This is a genomic window from Paraburkholderia sp., assembly GCF_028283785.1.
Taxonomy (GTDB): domain Bacteria; phylum Pseudomonadota; class Gammaproteobacteria; order Burkholderiales; family Burkholderiaceae; genus Paraburkholderia.
Genome location: NZ_JAPWKB010000005.1, coordinates 427,021 through 446,865 on the forward strand (window position 1 = coordinate 427,021; position 19,845 = coordinate 446,865).

Here is a 19,845-nt window from a genome sequence, read left to right on the forward strand (position 1 = left end):
AGATCGCCACGCGCATGGAACCGTTTCGCGCGTCCTATGCCCATGACTGCAAACGTCCGGACGAAAGCCGGCCTCACCCGAGTGGTTTAAATGGACCTGCTTGCAGATATCGTTCGATTATTGCGACCGGAGATTCTGGACTGGAAGACCATCGAATCGAACCGGCGCTGGGGCATGATTGTTCCCCCGCTTGATTTGCCGCGGTTCAGCCTGGTCACGGCGGGAACCTGTTGGTACGTTCCCGATGTGGGCACGCCGCTTTTCATGCGGCAGGGTGATTACCTTTTATTGACGCAGGGCCACCGCTACCGCGTGGTGAGCGATATGGACGTGGTCCGTGATCTGGACGATCTGTCTACGCGTTCGCAGACCGAAGACCCGCAAGGCTATGTACGCTGGCAGGGCGAGCCTCTGGCAGAAACGACTCGCCTGGTAGGCGGCTATTTTCAGGTCGCGCCGGAGCAGGCTGCGCTCACCTCTGCACTGCTGCCCGAACTGGTCCACGTGCGTTTTGGCGACGAGGATGCTGGCCAGTTGCATCCGCTGATCGGCCTGATCGCCAACGAGGCCGGCTGCGCCCTCCCCGGCCACAACCTTGTGATGGGGCGATTGATCGAGCTCATGCTGGTGGAAATTCTTCGCCACCCGATGCAACGGATGGCCACCGAGCAAAAAGGCTGGCTTGGCGGTCTGTCCGACCCAAGAATCGCGACGGCGTTGCAAGCAATACACGCCGACATCGCCAGACAGTGGACGCTCGAGACGCTTTCGCAACACGTCGGGATGTCCAGGTCGGCGTTTGTTCAGCGGTTCTGCGAAAAAGTGGGGGTTCCTCCCGGCGCCTACGTATCGAGTTGGCGTCTGGCGATTGCCAAAGACGCGCTTCTGGACAGCGACCGCTCCGTCGCGAACATCGCCCTGGCGATCGGTTATCTCTCCGATAGCGCATTCAGCACGGCTTTCAAGCGCGCTGTCGGCTGCTCACCACGGCAGTTCCGGGACACTCAGCGTAACGCGCCTATCTAGAACTGGTCGACCGCGTTTCGATAGCGTGTGTGGACGTTGTCCAGATGGGCCTTGATCGCTGCACTCGCCTTCGATACTTTCCGCGCCTCGATTGCATCGACGATTTCGCGCCGCTCGTTCATGGCGAACTCGCTCGCGTTGATGCCGTAGTCGGTCGCAAATTGCGACGTGATACCCATGATCGTTTCCATCATCAGAACGAGAAGGGAATTGTGGCTGCACTCCGCCAGAATCACGTGAAAGGCCGCCGCGGCGGCGAGGCTGCCGTTTAGATCGCCGGCCATCTGTTTTCGCTCGACCAGCTCCAGATTGGCGCGCAACCTTTCGAGATCGGATGGCGTGCGGCGTTCGCACGCGGCACGTGCAACCACGTCGCCCATCCAGAGCCGGACTTCCGATATTTCGCTCACCTGGCCGCCGCGCAACCGCAAAACGTCGCCTAACCCGGAGACGGTGACGTTCAGATCGCCGTTGCTGATGAAAGCGCCTCCCGTGTGCCCTTTCCGGATTGTCAGAACACCGCTCGCTTCCAGCACACGCAGCGACTCCCTGACTGCGTTTCTGCTGACACCCAACTGTTCCGCGAGGTCGCGCTCGCTCGGCAACTTGTCGCCGGGAGCGAGTTCACCCGTACTCAACCTGAGACGGATATCGTCCAGGATCCGGTCGCCGACTCGTGGCGACGACACCTGTGAACCGGAAGCCTTCGCGCGCGAACTTTTCGCCTGGGATCCCAGACTATCTCCGCACTCGCTTTCAAATGATCTTTGCATCGACCGGGTTCGCCTTTGCGCGCTTAGAGACCGAAATAGATCGACTGCGCCGTATTCACGTTCGTAGCGCGTCCCGCTTGTGTCGATCCGTGCACCGACATCCCGTAACCACCAGCCGATTGGTCCGCCCCAGCCCCGCCAGACAGACGGACCTCGGCAGCAGTCAGACTCGCTGGATAGCTGGGCGAATATCCCGCCTGTTCGAGCGATAACAGTTCGTTGCGGACGTGGCTACGCTGCATGTCAGCTTGTTGCGCAGATGCCAGCAGCGGAACCGACAGGACTACGCTCGCGACCACGAGATGGATTGTGGATTTCATGATGAAACTCCCGAATAGATTTGCTTCAATGGACCTACCTTTCAAATCAGTGTAGCGACACGGACGAACTCGATTAAGCGGATTTTTACAAATTAACTATTACGTTATCCGCAACAGTAGATCGGTGTTTTTTGCATCTCCGCCGGACGTGCCAATACATCACCGCCGGACGAAGCCGGGCTGGCGCGTTTTCAATATAGGTGGTGGGAGGCACGGCGACGCAAGGACGCGTCCAGACAGGCGAGCACGTAGCAGGCCGGGGGCGGATTCCCGAAAAGGGAAATGCAGGCGTTCAGCGATATCGCGTCGCCCGCCGCGCGTCGGCGGACGACGCGAAGCGTGCATCGGCGCTCAGCGTCGATGCACGGAAATCAGGTCAAACGAATCGGAAAAGCCGGGTAGTTATCGAGCCGTCGCTCCGCCGTCTACCGGCAGCGCCACGCCGACAACAAAGGAAGCCGCATCGGAGCACAACCAGACAACTGCTTCGGCGATCTCCTCGGGTTGCGCCATCCGTCCGAGCGGATTAGCCTGCCGTGAGCGCGACACGAGTTCGTCACCGAATCTCGCCTGCGTGAGGGCCGTCTCGACGAGACCCGGACAAACAGCATTGACCCGGATCGCGCTGGACGCAAATTCGACGGCCGCAGCCTTCGTCAGACCGATCACACCATGCTTGGCCGCACCATAGATGCCGTCGCTGGGGACGCCCACGAGACCCGAGCGCGACGCATTGTTGACGATCGCCCCTCCTCCCGCAGCGAGCATGTGGTCGAGTTCGGCCTTCATGCAATGCCATACGCCTTCAAGATTGACCGACATCACGCGCTCCCAGTTTGCTTGATCCGACACCCGCAAACTGCTCGCTTTATCGGGAACGCCCGCATTGTTGAACGCGCAGTCCAACCTGCCAAACCGGCTAACCGTGCTCTCGACCATGTTTTGCACTGAGTCGGGATCGGTCACATCCACGCTTACGAACAATGACTGTTCACCGAGGCCGCTGGTAATGTAATGCGCGACCTCGGGTCCGCGTTGCGCATCCGCATCCGCGACAACCACTGCTGCGCCGAGCTTCGCGAAGGCGATCGCGGTCGCCCGACCAATGCCCGATGCGCCGCCGGTCACGAGTACCACCTTCTTATCGAATGTCCTGCTCATCTGCCTTTTCCTTCATGCGTTGGGATGGCATTGCACGGAGTACGGGCCATTTCCCGGATCGCTGGAAGACACAACGTATCCTGGCGGCTACGCCGTGATCGCCAGGTCTGCAAGTAGCGCCACAAGAATGCTGATGCCGTCGCGCAAATGAAGCACGTCAAAAATTCTCCAGTTCATGACTAGCAACTCCAGGTGTCGAATGCGTGGGTCCGACCGGCGCCACGACAACGCGTCGCCGATCGAGATCGTTTCAATGAGTACGAGCGTCAGCCATGTCGTTTCACCAACTCACCGGCAGTTCCCGCAGACCGTAAACGAACGATTGACTCTTGAATGGCAGCGCATCGAATTCGACGGCCAAACGCAAATTGGGAAAGCGTTTGAACAAGGTTTCAAACACGACCTGAAGTTCGAGTCGGGCCAGGGGTTGACCCAGACACTGGTGGATTCCAAACGAGAACGCTACATGAGACTGTCCGTTGTTCTCGCGGTGAATATCGAAGCGCTCAGGATTCGGAAATGCGACCGGATCGTGATTCGCTGCATGCAACAGCGCGAGCACACCCTCTCCCTTGCGAATCAGTTGCCCTCCGATCGTGACGTCTTCGGTCGCGACGCGGTTCGAGTTCATATGCGTAATGGAATGGAAACGAAGCATCTCTTCGACTGTCGCTCGCACCAGCGAGGGATCCGCGATCAGATCTGCCTTCTGCTGAGGATGCTGGAATAGACTCAGCAATCCCAAGCCGATCTGGTTAGCCGTCGTCTCATGACCGGCCAGATACAACAAGGTCGCCATCCGAACCGCTTCTGCATGCGGCAGCTTTCCGGGATTCACCCATTCGGCCGCAAGCCTGCCCAGCAAATCGCTTCCATCGCCCGGGTTCTCTTCTTTCTCGCGCAAAAGCTGATCGATATAGTCCGTCATTTCTTTCGCGGAACGCGTCAAGGCCTCCGGTGCAATTGCCAGATCCATACGATCGGCACTCCACTTTTGCAACTTTGCGTGATCCTCGTAGGGCACGCCGAGCATGATCGAAATCACCAATGACGGCAGCGGCAACGCCACGTCTTTAATGAAATCGGCAGGCGCGCCTTTCTTTTCCATCTGATCGAGCAGCGTGTCGAGCGACTGCTGCACCAATGGCCGCAATTCCTGCATGCGCTTCGCCATGAACTCTCTGGTCAGCATGCGGCGATAGTGACCATGCTCAGGTGGATCCATCGTAATAAATGTCTGATACGACTTCGACTGCGCTGCGCGCGCCGGCGCGACAAAAGGGAATCCCGCGACAAGCGGAGACGCACTGAAACTCGGGTTGGTCAACACCTCCCGAAAGTGTTCCATATCCGTGACGATCCACGCCGAACTTCCATCCCAGAGTTCGACTTTCGCCATCGGTCCTTCATCACGTACAGCGGCATATTGCGACGGCGGATCGAGTGGTGCATGCGCGTCGCGAGGCCAGGGAAAAGTCTGATGCGCAAAGGGGCACTTGATTTCTGCATCCTGAGTAGACATGTTCGGCACTCTCTCTTTATAGGGTGATCACTTGGCGAGTCCGCTCCGACCTCGCAATGAAAGGCGACAATTCCCGCGAGTCATCTTCCCGGCGGGTAGACACGACACGGCGGTTTAGAAGAGATGTCTCATCCCAACTCGCAGAACCAGCTGTCGGGCACTATTGGATGGGGTGATCGTGAGATAGGACGCCACTGCCGGCTGTCCCGTCGAGTTGACGCCAGATGCGATCTGGTAATCCGCCATGAAATAGACATCCGTGCGCTTCGACAGGAAGTAGTCGATGTCCGCGTTGATCAGGTGATACTTCGCACCTTCTCTCCCGTCGATCGCACCGCCGGTCAGATAGTCGTAGGATCCGTTGACCCACAGAAACGGTGTAATCCCATAACGCACGAAGGCCGAATAGCTGTTGAACGACGCATTGCCGGTATAGCCACGAGGATTCGTGAGCGCGAGGTTCCCCGATGCCGGGTCGTTCAGATCACGAAAGCTGATATGAGAGTAAGTTGCCCCGACGACGAGATTGGAAAGCGCGTATTGCACGGCAGCGCCTGCGACCTGATATGTCGATGCAGAAGCAAAGCCGCCATATACGGGGTTCACCTGCACGCCGGAAATCGAGCCTAGATTGCTCGCAGTCGTCGAGCTATTGACATTGTTTCCCCAAAACGAGCGATTGGGATCACGTGCACGGAGAAATGCAGCGGCGACCGTGAGCCCGCCGAATCCATAAGAACCGCCCAACGAGAACACGCTGTTGGTGCCGAACGACCCCGCTACGCCGCCAAAACTGTAGAGCCCGCCAAATCTGAAACCGCCATAGGTGTTCGATGTGAACTTGACCGCGTTGTTGACGCGATAGGTGTTCCCGAAATTGTTGATGTCGTTACCATGCAATGAATAGGTACCGTTCCCGACAGCGCCGGTAATCGGCCCGATAAAATCCACGACTGAGTCGTATTGGCGCCCAAGCGTAATCGAACCATACGGGGTGGACACGCCGACATACGCCTGCCGGCCGAACAGATCGCCGCCTTGCTGAAAGTTGCCAGTACCGACATCGAAACCGCTCTCCAGCACGAAGATCGCCTTGTATCCTCCGCCGAGATCTTCCGTACCGCGCAGCCCCCACCGGTTGCCTTGCATGATGCTGCTACTCATCGTGTATTGATGGCGGCCCGCTCGAGCGCCATTCACTACGCTTTGTGCGTTGTTGACGAAGTTCAATCCATAGTCGATCACGCCGTAAAGCGTGACGCTGCTTTGGGCAGATGCCGCCTGGGTCGCGACCAGGGCGGCCGACGCCAATACCAAGCTCCGGTAGTTCATACATGTCTCCATATTTAATTTAATAGGTCTCTAAAACTCTCAGGTTATGCAAGACTTTTATTTTTATCGTCGACGTTGTCTCTTGTCAGTACCTTTTTTGGACTCGTTCTGGTGAAACGGGTCAAGACCCTGACACTCCCGGGTTTTCAGGGACAACGATGCGGTGAGGTATATGGAAAGAACGATGATGAGCGTGGAAAGTGGCGCACGCCGCCAGGTCGCCCGGCAGTTTTCGCCCGAGACATGACATGGAAATCGCGTCGTCCGAAACAGTGCAAGCAGTCCGCATATCGCGCTCTCTTTGCAAATCCGTTAAACCGTCCGTCAGGGTCACTCCCGGTCGTAGATCGGGCGTGACCGCAAGACCTGATGATGTGCAAAAGATAAGGCGTGCCGATAAGAAGGGACAATACTAAAAAACGATTGATCGAGCAGATCGCACGATAGCTCGCTTAGAGCGACCTCCGCCCTTCTCGCCGAAACGAAACCGGAGAGCATCCGACGATCCTGCTGAACGCTGTGCTAAACGCACTGTCAGACAGATATCCGATCGCTAGTCCGATCTCGTTCACAGACCGGTCGCTGTTTAGCAGCGCATCCTTTGCTACCGCGATGCGCCAGTTCGAGAGGTAGGTCGCGGGCGCCTGGCCCACACATTCGGAGAAGCGGCGTGCGAACACCGCGCGTGACATGCCGACCTGCTTTGCAAGTATGTCCACAGTCCAATGATGCGCGACATCGGCATGCATCTTCTGCAACGACATCGCAATCTGCGGGTCGGCCATTCCGCTCAACCAACCGGTTCGTTGACCTTCGATTCTCAGCATCGGACGCCGCAGTACCTCGACCAGCATGATCTCGACCAACCGTCCCATGACGAGCTCACGACCTGCGAGTTCGCATAGCGATTCCTCGCCGATCAACTCGACGATACGTGTAAGACGTCCCGCTTCCTCGTCGGAGGACCGCAGGTAGAGAAGATCTGGTAGCAGACTCGCAAGGAGCTCGGTGTGCTCGGGTTCAACCTGAAAATAGCCGCCGACGAGCCTGACCTCCTCTCCATCCTGGCCATCGTTCCATCGGACATAGTCCGTGTGACCCGCGTCGGCGGCGAGAGCGGCGACGACCGGCATGACGTCCATTCCACTGCCGAGACTGTATCGTGACGACGCATTCAACATCACGTAGTCACCTTGCTTCATCAGCACTGAGGGGCCATTAGGCGGGACCAGGCAGCATTGTCCGGCGACGACGAGACAAAAGACCGGCTCGTCGCGCTGTGGCACGCTCATGCCCCAGCGCCCCCGCTCTTCGAGCGTGCGCCATAAGACCGATTGAGGGCGCATCAGTCTGACGATATCGGTCAACAGATCCACTTGAGACGACCCACTAAAAAGATCTCGTGTTTTAACTATGATCGTCTGTCGGCGTTCGTTCAGTTTCCGAAGCGGTATTCGTTCATCGCGGGACAATCCGCGTGAGGCGGAAAGACGTACCACGAACCGTCGTTATGCCGGAAGAAAAAGACCGAGAATACGTCTGACGAACGGTTGATTTCGACACGGACACAGCGCGTTGCACGCGTCCGCGGAGACTTCACCCGACTGACCCGCGCGGGGGTCGCCGCGGTAGGTTGAAGCCATTTTTCGACTAACCAACGTAAGGGGGTTGTGCCGCTGTCCATGCCAAACTCCGTGCTGCTGAATCACACCATCAAGACCGGGACTTCGTGGGAAGTGACGCTACATATTTAGTCCGTTGACCAAATAATAGTGGTCACTTGACCCATTATCAAGAAATTCAACGCTAGTGCTTACCCGGAATTTAAGTGTTTTCACCTATCTTCCGCATTAACAAAAAGCGCTTCTAATACACGTGACCAACCACTACGGTATGCGATCGCGATGGCGGGCAATCGCCCGCGGCGACCCCGGCTCACCTCATCGAGTGTCGAAGATGAAAGACCTGTCCCTCAGCTCCGCGGAACTCGGCGGGCACGATTCGCAGTCGCCCGCGCGCCAGCGCGGGAATCGTTCGACACGTGTACCGGAAATTCTCGAGGCGGCGATCCGCGTGTTCGCTTCCGAAGGAAACGTAGGATTTACACAGCGACGCGTAGCGGCTGAAGCGCAGATACGTCTCGGTACGTTGCAGCATTACTTCGGCAGCCGGGACACACTGCTGATCGCGACCATAGAAGAGGTCGCACGGCGATACCTCGAGCAATACCGCTCGATTTCCAGCGATGCATCACTCTCCGCAAGTGCGAGACTCGAAGCCGTACTCGATGACGTATTCGATGCTTTGACCGATAGCGATAACGTCGTAAGCCCCTTTGCATTCGAGTGCTGGTGCCTGGCGGAACATCAACCGGCAGTACGGGACCTGATGGTCGAAGTCAGCAAGGAATTTCAGGCGCTGTTCAGTGGGCTCGTGGCACAGATCAACGACACGCTGCCTGTCGAAGAATGCCGTCTGCGTGGCGCACTGCTCTATTCGCACTGGGAAGGTCTGATCGTTTTTCTGCGGCGTTCGGGGCCGAGTGGATTCGACGTCGCGGCATTTCGCATCGCAACGAAAGTGGTGTGGAAAGCGATCAGCGTCGCGCCTCAATAGACTTGCGCAGCAAGGTTGCGCACGCCCTTCCATACGTTTCTTCGATCACATCAGCATTTAATGCTATTGGCGCCGCTCGATGATAAGTGGTCAACTCGGGCTATGTCCCAGGTTGAAAACGGAGTGGTGAAGATGAGGCTGATAGCATGAAAATTCTGGTCCCTATCAAGCGCGTGGTCGACTATAACGTCAAGGTTCGCGTCAAGCCAGACAACAGCGGCGTGGACCTCTCGAACGTCAAGATGTCGATGAACCCGTTCTGCGAAATCGCCGTGGAAGAGGCCGTTCGGCTCAAGGAAAGAGATATCGCCACCGAGGTCGTCGTAGTGTCGATCGGCCCGAGTCAAGCCCAGGAGCAGTTGCGCACCGCACTCGCTCTCGGCGCCGATCGCGCGATTCTGATCGAGAGCGACGAAGCGCCTGGATCATTAGCGGTGGCGCGATTGCTAAAAGCGATCGTCGACAAAGAGCAACCGCGCATCACGATCCTCGGCAAGCAGGCGATCGACAGCGACAATAATCAAACCGGTCAGATGCTGGCGGGTTTGACGGGTTATCCGCAAGGCACCTTCGCATCGAAGCTCGACATTGCCGGCGACAAGATTAACGTCACCCGTGAGATCGATGGCGGTTTGCAGACCGTTGCGCTAAATCTTCCGGCTATTGTCACCGCAGATCTGCGACTGAACGAGCCGCGTTATACGACGTTACCGAGCATCATGAAAGCAAAGAAAAAGCCGCTCGATGTAATCAGTGCCGACTCACTCGGCGTGTCGATGAAGTCAACCGTCAAGACGCTCAAAGTGGAAGCCCCTGCAACGCGGACTGCGGGTGTCACGGTCGCGTCGGTGGCCGAGTTGATCGAAAAGCTCAAGCACGAAGCCAGGGTAATCCAATGACTATTCTCGTCATCGCCGAACACCACGACGGCACGTTAGGCACTGCCACACTGAACACCGTCACTGCCGCGCGTAAGATCGGCGCCGATGTCACCATGCTGGTCGCGGGTCGGAACGTCGGCGAAGTCGCGCATGCCGCGGCGAAAATCGATGGAGTGTCACGCGTACTGCTGGCAGACCACGATTCCTGCGCAGATCAACTTCCGGAAAACATCGCACCGGTGATCGCGACAATCGCGCCCGCGTATAGCCATGTGCTCGCAGCCGCTACCAGTCACGGCAAGAATCTGTTGCCACGTGTCGCCGCGCTGCTCAACACCGATCAGATCTCCGATGTCATCGAAGTCGTCAGCGACGACACATTCAAACGACCGATCTACGCTGGCAATGCGATCGCAACGGTTCAGTCGTCTGCTGCGATCAAACTGATCACCGTGCGCGGCACTGCTTTCGATGCGGCGAATGCCGGCCAGGCGCCGGCGCCTATCGAACGGGTCGAGCGTACAGATGACTTGGGCCTGTCCGTGCTTGTCGACGAGCAACGCGCCGCGAGTGATCGTCCTGAACTGACCGCTGCGAAGATCGTCGTGTCCGGTGGTCGCGGTATGCAAAGCAGCGAAAACTTCAGTCTGCTTTACCCTCTCGCGGACAAGCTTGGCGCAGCCGTCGGCGCATCGCGAGCAGCCGTCGACGCGGGCTTCGCGCCGAATGACCTGCAAGTCGGCCAGACCGGAAAAATCGTCGCACCTCAGCTGTACATCGCGATCGGAATTTCCGGCGCAATCCAGCATCTGGCCGGCATGAAAGACTCCCGAATCATCGTTGCAATCAACAAGGACGCGGACGCGCCCATCTTTCAGGTATCGGACTACGGTCTGGTGGGCGATCTCTTCGACGTCTTGCCTCAACTCGAAAGCGCGATTTGAGCGAGTCGGTCCCGGCAGCACCTTGAGCTTAGCGAAACAGGAACGAGACATGACCAGCTTGACGCAAAGACTCGCCGACTTCACGGTGAACACCCGCTTCGACGAATTGCCGCCTGCCGTTGTCGCCGAGAGCAAGCGGCTCTTTCTCGATACCTTAGGCTGCGCACTGGGTGCGGTCGGCACCGAGAGCGGACGCATCGCGCTCGAATATGTCGCTACCCTCGGGGGCAATCCAGACGCGACGGTTCTCGGCAAGACCCAACGCAGTTCGGTCACCGCTGCCGCGTATGCAAACGCGCGACTGGCCAACGTGCTGGATGCGGACGACACGTTTCCAACGTCCACGCACTTTGGCAACGCTACGGTCTTTTCCGCGCTCGCGCTCGCCGAACGATACCGGCGTAGCGGACGCGATCTGCTGACGGCCATCGCTGTCGGCTTCGACGTCGGCGCACGGATCGGCAGCTGGATGGGCGCGCCGATGCAGATCGATAACGGCAAGGTAATCGGGTGGAACGAACTGGGCGGTCCGGCCGCGACCATCACATGGGCCGCAATCGGCGCCTCGACGCATATCGCCGGTCTCGATGCGAACGAGGCCAATCATGCGTTCGGGATTGGCGGAAGCAATTCTCCCCAGCCAACGCTCAGAAAATGGGCTGAATCCGTCGAACAGCCTATGTACAAATATGCCGACGCCGGCTGGTGCGCCGAGACCGGCGTATCCGCGGCGTTGCTTGCACGGTTGGGAAGCACAGGCTTCAAGGACATTCTCGATGGCCCCAATGCTTTCTGGAAGTTCTACGGCTCCCCCACGCACGACGACGACGCGCTGCTGGCTGGCCTCGGGACCGACTGGCAAATTCTCAACACAACCTATAAGCCGTGGCCATGTTGCCGCTGGATCCATCATCCTCTCACCGCATTCACGCAATTGCGCGCGCGTCACGAGCTCAGAGCCGATGAAATCGAACGGGTCGTCGTGCGGGCCAATCCCTTTGCGTTGACGTCTATCTTCCGTGAACAGCAACCGCGCGATACCCTCAGCGCAGAATTCAGCCATGCTCACGCCGTCGCCGCGGTCGCATACGACGTCCCCCCCGGCCCGCGATGGTATGACGGCAAGACCATGAGCGACGAGCGCATCGCCGCCTTTCGCAAACGCGTGGAGGTCATGCCGGAACCGAGCTCGGCGAACATCGGCGAGTGGATGACGGGTGGTCAGTGGCGCGGCGTGCCGGGCGGCGTCGACATACATGCACGCGGACAGGTCTTCAGCGCCACCGCCGATCACTCACAAGGTGATCCATGGACAACGGCAACCCGGTTTTCCGACGAGCAGATCTACGGCAAGTTCAATACGATGATCGGCCTCGACCCACGCGGCGAAGGAACACCGGCGCTCGCAAAAGCCGCGGTTGACCTCATCGACGTGGTCATGACCCTCGACGAAGCATCGATCGAGCGCCTGGCAGAATGTCTGACCACGCTGGCGCGGGCCATGCCGGGCTCGGCCTCCTAGAGTTCGCAGAAAGATCGCATCGATACGAATGAACTCATGTCATTCAGCGGTGCGATCGTGCGTGTCCACGAGGTCGCTGCGCCGTACCGCGAGAATCGCCACGGTCGCCATGCAAGCAGCGGCGACAGCCATCCAGAAGGCATCGCGGTAACTACCCGTGTACTTGAAGACCTGACCGAATAACGCAGGGCCGCAGCCAAGACCGAAACTGAAGCAGAACATCAGTGCGCCGTAGATCGCACCTAGATGCCGTAGTCCAAATGCGCGGGACGCGAGGTAAGCTAGCGCATCGACCTCCGCACCCAATGCCAATCCGATCAGAATGGCCGCAGCACATACCGTCGTTACGGAAAGACCTGTGGTCAGACACAAACAACCGATTCCCGCACCCGCGAACACGACCGCAGTAAGACGCGGCGCGTGAAAGCGGTCGAGCAGCATGCCGAAGCCGAAACGGGCAACGACCATCGCGACGCCGACGATCGTCATCACGAACGCGCTTTGTTGTGCGTGAAAGCCCGCATCGGACAGGATGATTGGCAACACATGCGTGCCCGCGCCCGCCACGACGGAAATCAGATAGAAGCTGATCGCAATCAACCAGAACGTACGTGTCCGTAACGCGCACGCCAAGGTCATTCCCTGCATCGCGTCGGGGCGCACCCGACGCGCCTCGTGATCTGACGTTACCGCGTCAGACTGTGGTTCGTGGAGCAGGAATGCAACCGACGGAATGCTCACAACCCACACGATGACCGCCAGTGCAACGTAAGCTATCCGCCATCCAAACGCATCGATCAACGCGGCAGCCAACGGCGGAATAAGTGCCACGCCAGCACCGCTTAGAATCATCGCCGAACCCAATGCGAGCCCGAGCCGTCTCCGGTACCAGTTAGACACCGCCTTGACGTAGGGCACCGGCACCTGAGCCGCGCCGAGTAGAAACGCGAACGCGAACAGAAACACAAAACTTGCAGCACTGTCGGCAAGCAAACCGATCAGCATGACGCCGACGCCGAGCAACGGACCCGCGAAAAGCGCAACCCGCCTTGCGCCGAAGCGGTCCACCGCGAGTCCCGTCAGCGGCGCCAGCAGCGCTATCAACAATTGTCCCCAAAGGACCGCGGCACTTATCTGGGATCTCGACCATCCCGTGTCCGCAATGATTGGCTTGACGAAAACGCCGAAGCTGAAAAGCAGTATCTGTCCCGTTCCCATGAAAAGATTGAGTCCTGCGCCGAGCACGACTCCTCTCGCACGCAATGTGTTCGCTCGACTGGCAACGCTGTCGGCGGCGCATTCTGCGGTCGCAACTTTCCCTTGCATCGATTTCTCCCTGTCGCTGGCAATGCGTGTTCGGGTTCCTCTCAAGGAACCGTTTAATTGCGCCTAGAAATAGGTTTTCACGCCAACCTGAAATGTTCGGCTGGTCGCGTTGGGCGCGGCGATACTTCCCGTGTACAGCGCACCGCCCAAAGAAAGCGCCGAGCCGCCTCTATTCTTTAGCTGGGCAAAGTCCGCGTATAACGTCGTCCGTTTCGACAGCGAGTAATAAGCAGCCACAGAATAGATATACGTATTCTGCGACTCCGGAAGATTGTCGGACGTGTTGACAAGTTTCGTCACCCCGGCGACCACTCGACTTGCAGGCGTGGGGTAATACGACATGGCAAGGTTGTAAAGCGAGTAGCGCTTGACCTGCCCGGCGGCGCCGCTAGCGGTGTAACTACTGCTGTTTTTGTCGTATTCGTAGTCGAACGAGAGCTTCACCTTTGATATCCGATACGCGGCGCCGCCATCGATGGCTTCGTATCCGCCCGCGCCGTCGGTATCTTCCGTATGCACGATGCCAGCGCGGTCGTCGTCGCAGACGACGCGATCAGGCACGCTAACAGCGTGCGCTTCTTTGGGCGCGCGATTCCGGTCATGGAGAAGATTCCGCGTTAAAAATGTGGCGCGCGAACCGACACGCTTCAGCGCGCTTTTTCCGTGCGGGCTGGCACAATAGTCGGCGCGACCAAAAACATGAATGTAGATGACGACGTGAAGCCGCGAGGCGAACCGGCCGCGCGCGTTTCAGTCTTCGGATAGTGAGGCGATGGTCTGGAGGCGAGCTCAGTGAACGCGTTCTGGTACGCCTTCGCGCACCGCAGGCAACAAACGCGTGCCCGCATACATCGCACCGATTCCAATCGCGGCGACAAAAGCCGGCAGTGCGATCGCCTCGAATATCAGGTCGTAGCTCCACCCTGTCGATAACAGGAAGCTACCTGCGAGCGTACTAAAGATCGCGCCTATTCTTCCCAGCGCGAGAACGCAACCTAGCCCTGTCGCGCGCATCGCAGTCGGATACAGCAACGCACCTAATCCGTTGACACTGGAATTCGACCCGGTAAGAAAGAATCCGACCAGAAAGGTGGTACAGGCAGCCAATGATGCAATCGCATAGATCTGGCCAACTGCAATGATCATTACTCCAGCGACCACATACGTGCCGGTAAGCAGCAAGGAAAACCGCTGTGAGCGCACCCGTCCCGCGAGATAACCCAGACACAGCGTGCCGACGACGCCACCAATCGAATGCATCGCGGTGACAACCGACGCCGCCTTGATCGAGCCGCCCGCTGCCGTCAGGATGATCGGCAACCAGTTCCAGAGAAGATACAGCCCGAAATTGCCCGCGAACGCGGTTATCCAGAGCAACAATGTGCGAAATGCGAATTCCGGTGCAAACAGCTCGCGAATCGAAATGCCCTTTTGATTCTTCTCCTGACGGGCGCTGAACACGAGAGAGTCGCCTATGGCAATTTTGGAGATTCGTTTCGCAATAGCACGAATGCGCGCTTGACCATTACGGTGTTTGACTGCGAGAAAGTACATCGACTCGGGAAGACAGGCGATCAGAAACGGCACGAGAACGAGTGGTACTCCGCCTCCAAGAACCAGCATGCTGCGCCATCCGTATGCCGGCACGAGGTGAGATGCGATCAGTCCGCCAAGTGCGGAGCCCAGTGCGGGTCCAGTGAACATCACACTGACGGATTGCATTCTCCACTTCGGTGGAGCGAACTCCGCGACTAGCGCTACGACACTCGGCCCCGCCCCGCCAAATCCAAGTCCGCCAATCAGACGCGCAAGCGCCAGCTGATGTACGTTGTGACAGAACAGCGTTGCGATTGCAGCCACCCCAAAGAACAACACGGACGCGATCACGATCGGACGTCGTCCGAACCTGTCGGCAAGCGGACCGAAGACGAATGATCCTATAGCGGTGCCGATCAGCGCAGCCGCAAAGACAGGCGATAATTCGACAAGGGAAAATCCCCACTCATGGCGAACGGCCGGCGCGATATACGCGATCAAGCCAATATCCACACCTTCGATCAGCACGACAAGAAAACATAGCGCCATGATCACGCCATGAAAACCGGACAGTCCGTTCGCCTCGATAAATTGCTCTACGTCGATGGATTCGGTTCGAATCATCGTTGTCTCCTGCGTTTTGTTTTTTGGTAGCGACACAGAATCATCCGACTGCCGCGATCCTGTTCGGCTCGTGCAAAGCCGGTCCGACGCAATACACGATTTCGGCCTCGAGCACCGGCATGTCACTGAGATCGCATTCCATCTTGCAAGCCAGCACCCAGTAGCCGCGCTCATCCGATACATCGACGTTTTTGACGGCCACATCGAGACGCACGCTAGAGTCGACAGGCACGGGCCCAAGAAAACGCAACCGGTCGATACCGTGAATAACATTCATCCCGAGTTCCTCCAGGACACACACGTCGTTCAACAACGGCACGACCAGACTCAGGATCAACGTGTTCTGCGCGACGGGCTTGCCGAACGGCCCACGTCTCGCACGTCCTTCGTCGACAGATAGCCAATCCCAGTCGTCGGTCGCCGATGCGAAGGCATTGATCATGTCCTGACTCACTTCCATCCAGCTACTTTTGCCGAGGCGAAAGCCCGAGTAAGCCTTGATCCCTTCGATACCTCTTAGCAGTATCGGCATGTTGCTCTCCCGTGGAAGCCGGCTTCAAGACGGTGCGTCATTCGTTGGAATGGCTGGCGACAAGTCTTTCTTCATTGCCCTCGCCAAGCCGCGGTGCCGGCTTGCCAGGCTTCAGCAAATGGCCATTGAAGCGTGCCGGATAGCGAATTGCACGAACAGTGCCACCGGGTGTCTGCAGATCCGAATAGAGTTCGTTATGAATCACCTGAGGATCACTGAAATGGGCGCGTGGTTCGTTGACCGGCCCAGCCGGCACATCGAGTTCACGAAACCGCTCGAGCCATTCGGCGGTGGTCTTCAGTTTCAATGGGGCGGCCACGCGTTCGAAAAACGTGTGGGTCATTTCCTTGCGGTCCTTGATCTGCTTCAGTTCGTCTTTCCATTCCGGATGACCGATCGCATCGAGCGTACGGCTCAACTGCTTGCCCGAAACCGGCGACAGCACCATATACCCGTCGCGCGTCGCCAGGACGGGTTGCGGGGCCAGCGTCGCAGCGGCCGTGTCGTCGACGAAGGTCTGGTTATGGAACATGTCGGGGAAGTTGTAGTACGCGATGATGTCGAGCATCGAGGTTTCGAGATGCACCGCCTGCTGCGACCGGTCGCGGGAAATCAGCCCGGACAGTGCCATCTGCGCCGCAAATACAGCAGCGACCTTATCGGCAAGAAACGTGTTAGTCGCCCGGGGCGGGCCACCCGCTGCCTCGTAACTCAACAGGCCCGTGCGACCCTGGATCAACGCATCGAACGCGGGCTCTTTCGCCAGCGCACCGTCTGGCCCATAACCCGTGATGGAGAGCTGAACGATGCGCGGATTCAACGCACTGACCTGATCGAAACTCAAACCCAGCGACGCCGAAACATGCGGTCGCCAGTTCTCGATGTAGATGTCGGCGTCGCGCAAAAGCGTCTTGAACTTCGCCAGATCGTCGGGTGACTTCAGATCCAGCGCCACGCTGTCCTTGCCCCGGTTGGAGTTCGTCCAGACTGTGCCGACGCCTTCCCAACTATGACCGAAATTGCGGTACGGATCGCCGGAAGGTGGCTCGACCTTGATCACGTCTGCACCTAGATCGGACAACATTTGCGCGCAGAACGGGCCGGAGATGTAGCTGCATGCCTCGACTACTTTGATACCTTCGAGCGGACGACGAAAATCGCGGGCTACACCGGCCGTGTTGGTAGTGGACGCAGATGTCATGAATGCAACTCCTTTGTACGAACATTATTTGATGCAGTAGCCTCGCGCAAACGGGCCATTGCGAGAACGGTATCGAGTGTGGGGGTGTGCAGACCGGTGAGTTCGCGAACGGCTTCCAGCGAGCGCTGCAACGGTTCGAGTTCGAGCGGGCGGCCCGCTTCGAGGTCTTGCAGCATGGACATCTTGTGATGAGGTGCACTCAGCGTCAGCGCGATCCTTTTGTCGGGATCGGGACCGACATCGAGTTTCAGTGCCGCCGCAAGCGCATCCGCCTCGCGCATCATCGTCCGGACGATAGAGACGACTTCAGCAGCATCGCGGATTTCGCCAAGCGTTCCTTGCGTCAGCATCGCTACTGGATTCCAGCACAGGCTGTTCACGAATTTCACCCAGATGGCCGCGCGGATGTTGTCGTTGACCTTAGCTGGAATACCGCTCGCGCCCAGCAGCTCGCTCAGGCGCTCGACCCGCTCCGAACGACGTCCGTCCAACTCGCCAATCGGGCAGCCAGCCTTCGCGCCGTCTTGTGACACGACGCCTGGCGCGACGACGTGCGCACCGATCCAGTACACGCAACCTAGAACCTGCTCCGACGGAATGGCATGCCATTGGCGTGCGCCGGGATCGAGCGCGGGCATCTGACGGTTAGAAAAAAAGTAATACGGAATGCTGGTAGTCGGAGGTAGCACGACCGTGTTCGCCCCCATCAGCGAACGTATCTGGTCGAGCGCATCGTTGACCTGATGTGTTTTCAACGTCACGAAAACATAGTCCTGCTCGCCGAGCTCGCGGGCATCGTCAACTGCGTTCACGCGCACTGTGAAGTCTTCCGTTGCGGTGACGACACGCAGTCCATTGGTGCGAATCGCATCGAGCGTCTTGCCACGCGCCACCACGCTGACCTCGCACTGTCCCGCGCGAGCCAGATGTCCGGCGATATATCCGCCGATCGCACCGCCTCCGAAAACACATACCTTCAGCATAGATGTCTCACTCGCAACTCATGGGATACAGGTGTGGCGCTAGCGCCCCCATGCTGGACGCGGCTCGCGCCATTCGATGAGTAGAAGATACGGTGCCGCCGGACGATTGGGGAAATACGAAAAAACGATGATTCGAGCGTATCGGCGTATAGCTCGGGCGAGTTTGGCGCCGATCCGGCCGCGATAGGCGCTGCACTTCGGTATCGCGCTAACTGGTCTGACGATAGAGGCCGACCGTCGGATTGAGACGATCCGTAAAGTTAAAGAGATGATTGCTTATGGAACATCTTGCGTCGATTCGATACCGTGTGAAACACGATCCGGCGACGCAGTGATTCGCAGCGCTGAACGGACCAGGAAATGCCGCTAACCGGCACACAAAAGTATGGAGACAAGCATGAACAAGCTCACGAACAGAGTGGTGATCGTCCCCTACGCGGCGCAACGCATGGGTCGGGCGATGGCGATCGCAGCGGCCCGTCGGGGCACCGTACGCGTCACACAAGCCGATGCTCAGGAAAACAAAGCTTACTGACGCGACTCAAACGCCGAATCACGATCGATACGACCTTGTTACAGGAGTGCGGACATGAACATGCGCCAGCTTCAATATTTCCTGGCAGTTGCGACCGAATTGAACTTCACCCGGGCGTCCGAGCGCGTGAACATTGCGCAGCCCGCGTTGAGCGCACAAATCATTTCACTCGAGGATGAGCTTGGCACTGCGCTTTTCACACGGGAAAAGCGCAAGGTATTGCTGACACCCGCCGGTGACATCCTGGTCGAACACGCTCAACGCGTGCTTAACACTGCGTCGGCCGCAATTGCCGCGGTACGCGCATCAGGACGCGGCGCGCGGGCTCATCTGATTGTCGGGTCGATCTATACCGCGATCTACTGCTTTTTGCCCAACACACTGCGTCTGTTCAATTCTCTCGCACCGGCTTCCGATGTGAGTCTGCAGGAAATGACCATCTCCCAGCAAATCGCGGCGCTCAAGGAAGGTGCGATCGAAGTCGGCCTGATTCGCGGCCATGTTTACGACCACAACATCGTGACCGAACTGCTTTATCGCGAACTGCTGGTGGTCGCGGTGCCGGCGGGAAGCGAATACGATGTACCGGGGCCGGTCAGTCTGAGCGACCTCGCAACGTGGCCGTTGATTGCGGTCGCGCGCGGCACAGCGACGGAACGTGGCTACGGCGACCGCATCCTCGACATCTTCGAAGATGCGAACCTAAAGCCGACCATCGCCAAGGAGGCCCACGACATGCACACCTCCGCCTGTCTCGTCGCAGCGGGCACCGGTGTTGCGGTCGTACCGGCGGTGATGCAGTTGATGCAACCGCTCGGTGTCGCTTACCGCCCGTTGAACGCGGATACGCCGGGCGTATCGTTGTCGTTAGCCTGGCATAAGGATCGCGTACCGCCTTTGCTCGGCGCATGGCGTGAAGCAGCCCGTGCGAACGCAGCAGAACTGACCGCCCGGCATCCACAATACTTCCTCGACCCGTCGCGAGCGGTTCCGGTCGAACAGGCCGCCTGA

19 protein-coding genes are annotated in these 19,845 nt (G+C 58.4%); 7 read left to right on the forward strand and 12 right to left on the reverse strand.

Translation table 11 applies throughout. The features are described 5' to 3' along the window. Positions 1 to 90 precede the first annotated feature (90 nt). Positions 91 to 1,026, forward strand: a complete 936-nt coding sequence (locus PW947_RS05950; protein WP_299630140.1) for an AraC family transcriptional regulator — start codon at positions 91 to 93, stop codon at positions 1,024 to 1,026. On the opposite strand, the gene PW947_RS05955 is transcribed toward PW947_RS05950, so the two are convergent. From PW947_RS05955 to PW947_RS05980, 6 genes are all read right to left on the reverse strand, one after another. Then, a complete protein-coding gene (locus tag PW947_RS05955; protein ID WP_299630141.1) occupies positions 1,023 to 1,799 on the reverse strand; it encodes a FadR/GntR family transcriptional regulator in 777 nt (258 codons plus the stop codon). The genes PW947_RS05950 and PW947_RS05955 overlap by 4 nt on opposite strands. Positions 1,800 to 1,822: 23 nt before the next feature. Further along, positions 1,823 to 2,119, reverse strand: coding sequence for a DUF4148 domain-containing protein (locus tag PW947_RS05960; protein ID WP_299630142.1), 297 nt, complete (start codon positions 2,117 to 2,119; stop codon positions 1,823 to 1,825). 402 nt (positions 2,120 to 2,521) lie between these two features. After that, positions 2,522 to 3,280 (reverse strand): glucose 1-dehydrogenase, encoded by a 759-nt coding sequence (locus PW947_RS05965; protein ID WP_299630143.1) that lies wholly within the window; start codon positions 3,278 to 3,280, stop codon positions 2,522 to 2,524. A 280-nt stretch (positions 3,281 to 3,560) separates the two neighbouring features. Beyond that, positions 3,561 to 4,802, reverse strand: a complete 1,242-nt coding sequence (locus PW947_RS05970) for a cytochrome P450 (RefSeq protein WP_299630144.1) — start codon at positions 4,800 to 4,802, stop codon at positions 3,561 to 3,563. Between the two features lie 114 nt (positions 4,803 to 4,916). Next, positions 4,917 to 6,134, reverse strand: coding sequence for a porin (locus PW947_RS05975; RefSeq protein WP_299630145.1), 1,218 nt, complete (start codon positions 6,132 to 6,134; stop codon positions 4,917 to 4,919). A 452-nt stretch (positions 6,135 to 6,586) separates the two neighbouring features. Further along, positions 6,587 to 7,510, reverse strand: coding sequence for an AraC family transcriptional regulator (locus tag PW947_RS05980; protein WP_299630146.1), 924 nt, complete (start codon positions 7,508 to 7,510; stop codon positions 6,587 to 6,589). Between the two features lie 499 nt (positions 7,511 to 8,009). On the opposite strand from PW947_RS05980, the gene PW947_RS05990 reads away from it, so the two are divergent. From PW947_RS05990 to PW947_RS06005, 4 genes are all read left to right on the forward strand, one after another. Next, on the forward strand, positions 8,010 to 8,750 hold the full coding sequence (locus tag PW947_RS05990) for a TetR/AcrR family transcriptional regulator (RefSeq protein ID WP_366146096.1): 741 nt from the start codon (positions 8,010 to 8,012) through the stop codon (positions 8,748 to 8,750). A 146-nt stretch (positions 8,751 to 8,896) separates the two neighbouring features. After that, positions 8,897 to 9,649, forward strand: a complete 753-nt coding sequence (locus PW947_RS05995) for an electron transfer flavoprotein subunit beta/FixA family protein (RefSeq protein ID WP_299630148.1) — start codon at positions 8,897 to 8,899, stop codon at positions 9,647 to 9,649. Next, positions 9,646 to 10,575, forward strand: coding sequence for an FAD-binding protein (locus PW947_RS06000; RefSeq protein ID WP_299630149.1), 930 nt, complete (start codon positions 9,646 to 9,648; stop codon positions 10,573 to 10,575). The genes PW947_RS05995 and PW947_RS06000 overlap by 4 nt, the downstream gene beginning before the upstream one ends. 49 nt (positions 10,576 to 10,624) lie before the next feature. Beyond that, complete coding sequence (locus PW947_RS06005) at positions 10,625 to 12,097, forward strand: MmgE/PrpD family protein (protein ID WP_299630150.1); 1,473 nt, start codon at positions 10,625 to 10,627, stop codon at positions 12,095 to 12,097. Between the two features lie 39 nt (positions 12,098 to 12,136). Here PW947_RS06005 and PW947_RS06010 read toward each other — a convergent pair whose 3' ends face one another. From PW947_RS06010 to PW947_RS06035, 6 genes are all read right to left on the reverse strand, one after another. Then, entirely contained in the window at positions 12,137 to 13,468 is a 1,332-nt protein-coding gene (locus PW947_RS06010; protein ID WP_299630151.1) for an MFS transporter, read from the reverse strand. A gap of 18 nt (positions 13,469 to 13,486) precedes the next feature. Next, complete coding sequence (locus PW947_RS06015) at positions 13,487 to 13,984, reverse strand: porin (protein ID WP_299630152.1); 498 nt, start codon at positions 13,982 to 13,984, stop codon at positions 13,487 to 13,489. A 228-nt stretch (positions 13,985 to 14,212) separates the two neighbouring features. Beyond that, positions 14,213 to 15,583, reverse strand: coding sequence for an MFS transporter (locus PW947_RS06020; RefSeq protein WP_299630153.1), 1,371 nt, complete (start codon positions 15,581 to 15,583; stop codon positions 14,213 to 14,215). A 40-nt stretch (positions 15,584 to 15,623) separates the two neighbouring features. Further along, positions 15,624 to 16,115, reverse strand: a complete 492-nt coding sequence (locus PW947_RS06025) for a MaoC/PaaZ C-terminal domain-containing protein (protein ID WP_299630154.1) — start codon at positions 16,113 to 16,115, stop codon at positions 15,624 to 15,626. 37 nt (positions 16,116 to 16,152) lie between these two features. Beyond that, complete coding sequence (locus tag PW947_RS06030; protein WP_299630155.1) at positions 16,153 to 17,316, reverse strand: CoA transferase; 1,164 nt, start codon at positions 17,314 to 17,316, stop codon at positions 16,153 to 16,155. Then, on the reverse strand, positions 17,313 to 18,299 hold the full coding sequence (locus PW947_RS06035) for a 2-dehydropantoate 2-reductase (protein WP_299630156.1): 987 nt from the start codon (positions 18,297 to 18,299) through the stop codon (positions 17,313 to 17,315). The genes PW947_RS06030 and PW947_RS06035 overlap by 4 nt, the downstream gene beginning before the upstream one ends. A 397-nt stretch (positions 18,300 to 18,696) precedes the next feature. On the opposite strand from PW947_RS06035, the gene PW947_RS06040 reads away from it, so the two are divergent. Both PW947_RS06040 and PW947_RS06045 read left to right on the forward strand, forming a co-directional pair. Then, positions 18,697 to 18,834, forward strand: coding sequence for a hypothetical protein (locus PW947_RS06040; protein WP_299630157.1), 138 nt, complete (start codon positions 18,697 to 18,699; stop codon positions 18,832 to 18,834). 54 nt (positions 18,835 to 18,888) lie between these two features. After that, positions 18,889 to 19,845: a LysR substrate-binding domain-containing protein gene (locus PW947_RS06045; protein WP_299630158.1), complete on the forward strand. Its 957-nt coding sequence runs from the start codon at positions 18,889 to 18,891 to the stop codon at positions 19,843 to 19,845.

Coding starts and splice junctions, on each gene's coding strand:
- PW947_RS06035 (WP_299630156.1), bottom strand. CDS start 18,299: ATGCTGAAGGTATGTGTTTTCGGAGGCGGTGCGATCGGCGGATATATC.
- PW947_RS06000 (WP_299630149.1), top strand. CDS start 9,646: ATGACTATTCTCGTCATCGCCGAACACCACGACGGCACGTTAGGCACT.
- PW947_RS06030 (WP_299630155.1), bottom strand. CDS start 17,316: ATGACATCTGCGTCCACTACCAACACGGCCGGTGTAGCCCGCGATTTT.
- PW947_RS05995 (WP_299630148.1), top strand. CDS start 8,897: ATGAAAATTCTGGTCCCTATCAAGCGCGTGGTCGACTATAACGTCAAG.
- PW947_RS05970 (WP_299630144.1), bottom strand. CDS start 4,802: ATGTCTACTCAGGATGCAGAAATCAAGTGCCCCTTTGCGCATCAGACT.
- PW947_RS06040 (WP_299630157.1), top strand. CDS start 18,697: ATGAACAAGCTCACGAACAGAGTGGTGATCGTCCCCTACGCGGCGCAA.
- PW947_RS06005 (WP_299630150.1), top strand. CDS start 10,625: ATGACCAGCTTGACGCAAAGACTCGCCGACTTCACGGTGAACACCCGC.
- PW947_RS05950 (WP_299630140.1), top strand. CDS start 91: ATGGACCTGCTTGCAGATATCGTTCGATTATTGCGACCGGAGATTCTG.
- PW947_RS06025 (WP_299630154.1), bottom strand. CDS start 16,115: ATGCCGATACTGCTAAGAGGTATCGAAGGGATCAAGGCTTACTCGGGC.
- PW947_RS06045 (WP_299630158.1), top strand. CDS start 18,889: ATGAACATGCGCCAGCTTCAATATTTCCTGGCAGTTGCGACCGAATTG.
- PW947_RS05960 (WP_299630142.1), bottom strand. CDS start 2,119: ATGAAATCCACAATCCATCTCGTGGTCGCGAGCGTAGTCCTGTCGGTT.
- PW947_RS05965 (WP_299630143.1), bottom strand. CDS start 3,280: ATGAGCAGGACATTCGATAAGAAGGTGGTACTCGTGACCGGCGGCGCA.
- PW947_RS06020 (WP_299630153.1), bottom strand. CDS start 15,583: ATGATTCGAACCGAATCCATCGACGTAGAGCAATTTATCGAGGCGAAC.
- PW947_RS05975 (WP_299630145.1), bottom strand. CDS start 6,134: ATGAACTACCGGAGCTTGGTATTGGCGTCGGCCGCCCTGGTCGCGACC.
- PW947_RS05955 (WP_299630141.1), bottom strand. CDS start 1,799: ATGCAAAGATCATTTGAAAGCGAGTGCGGAGATAGTCTGGGATCCCAG.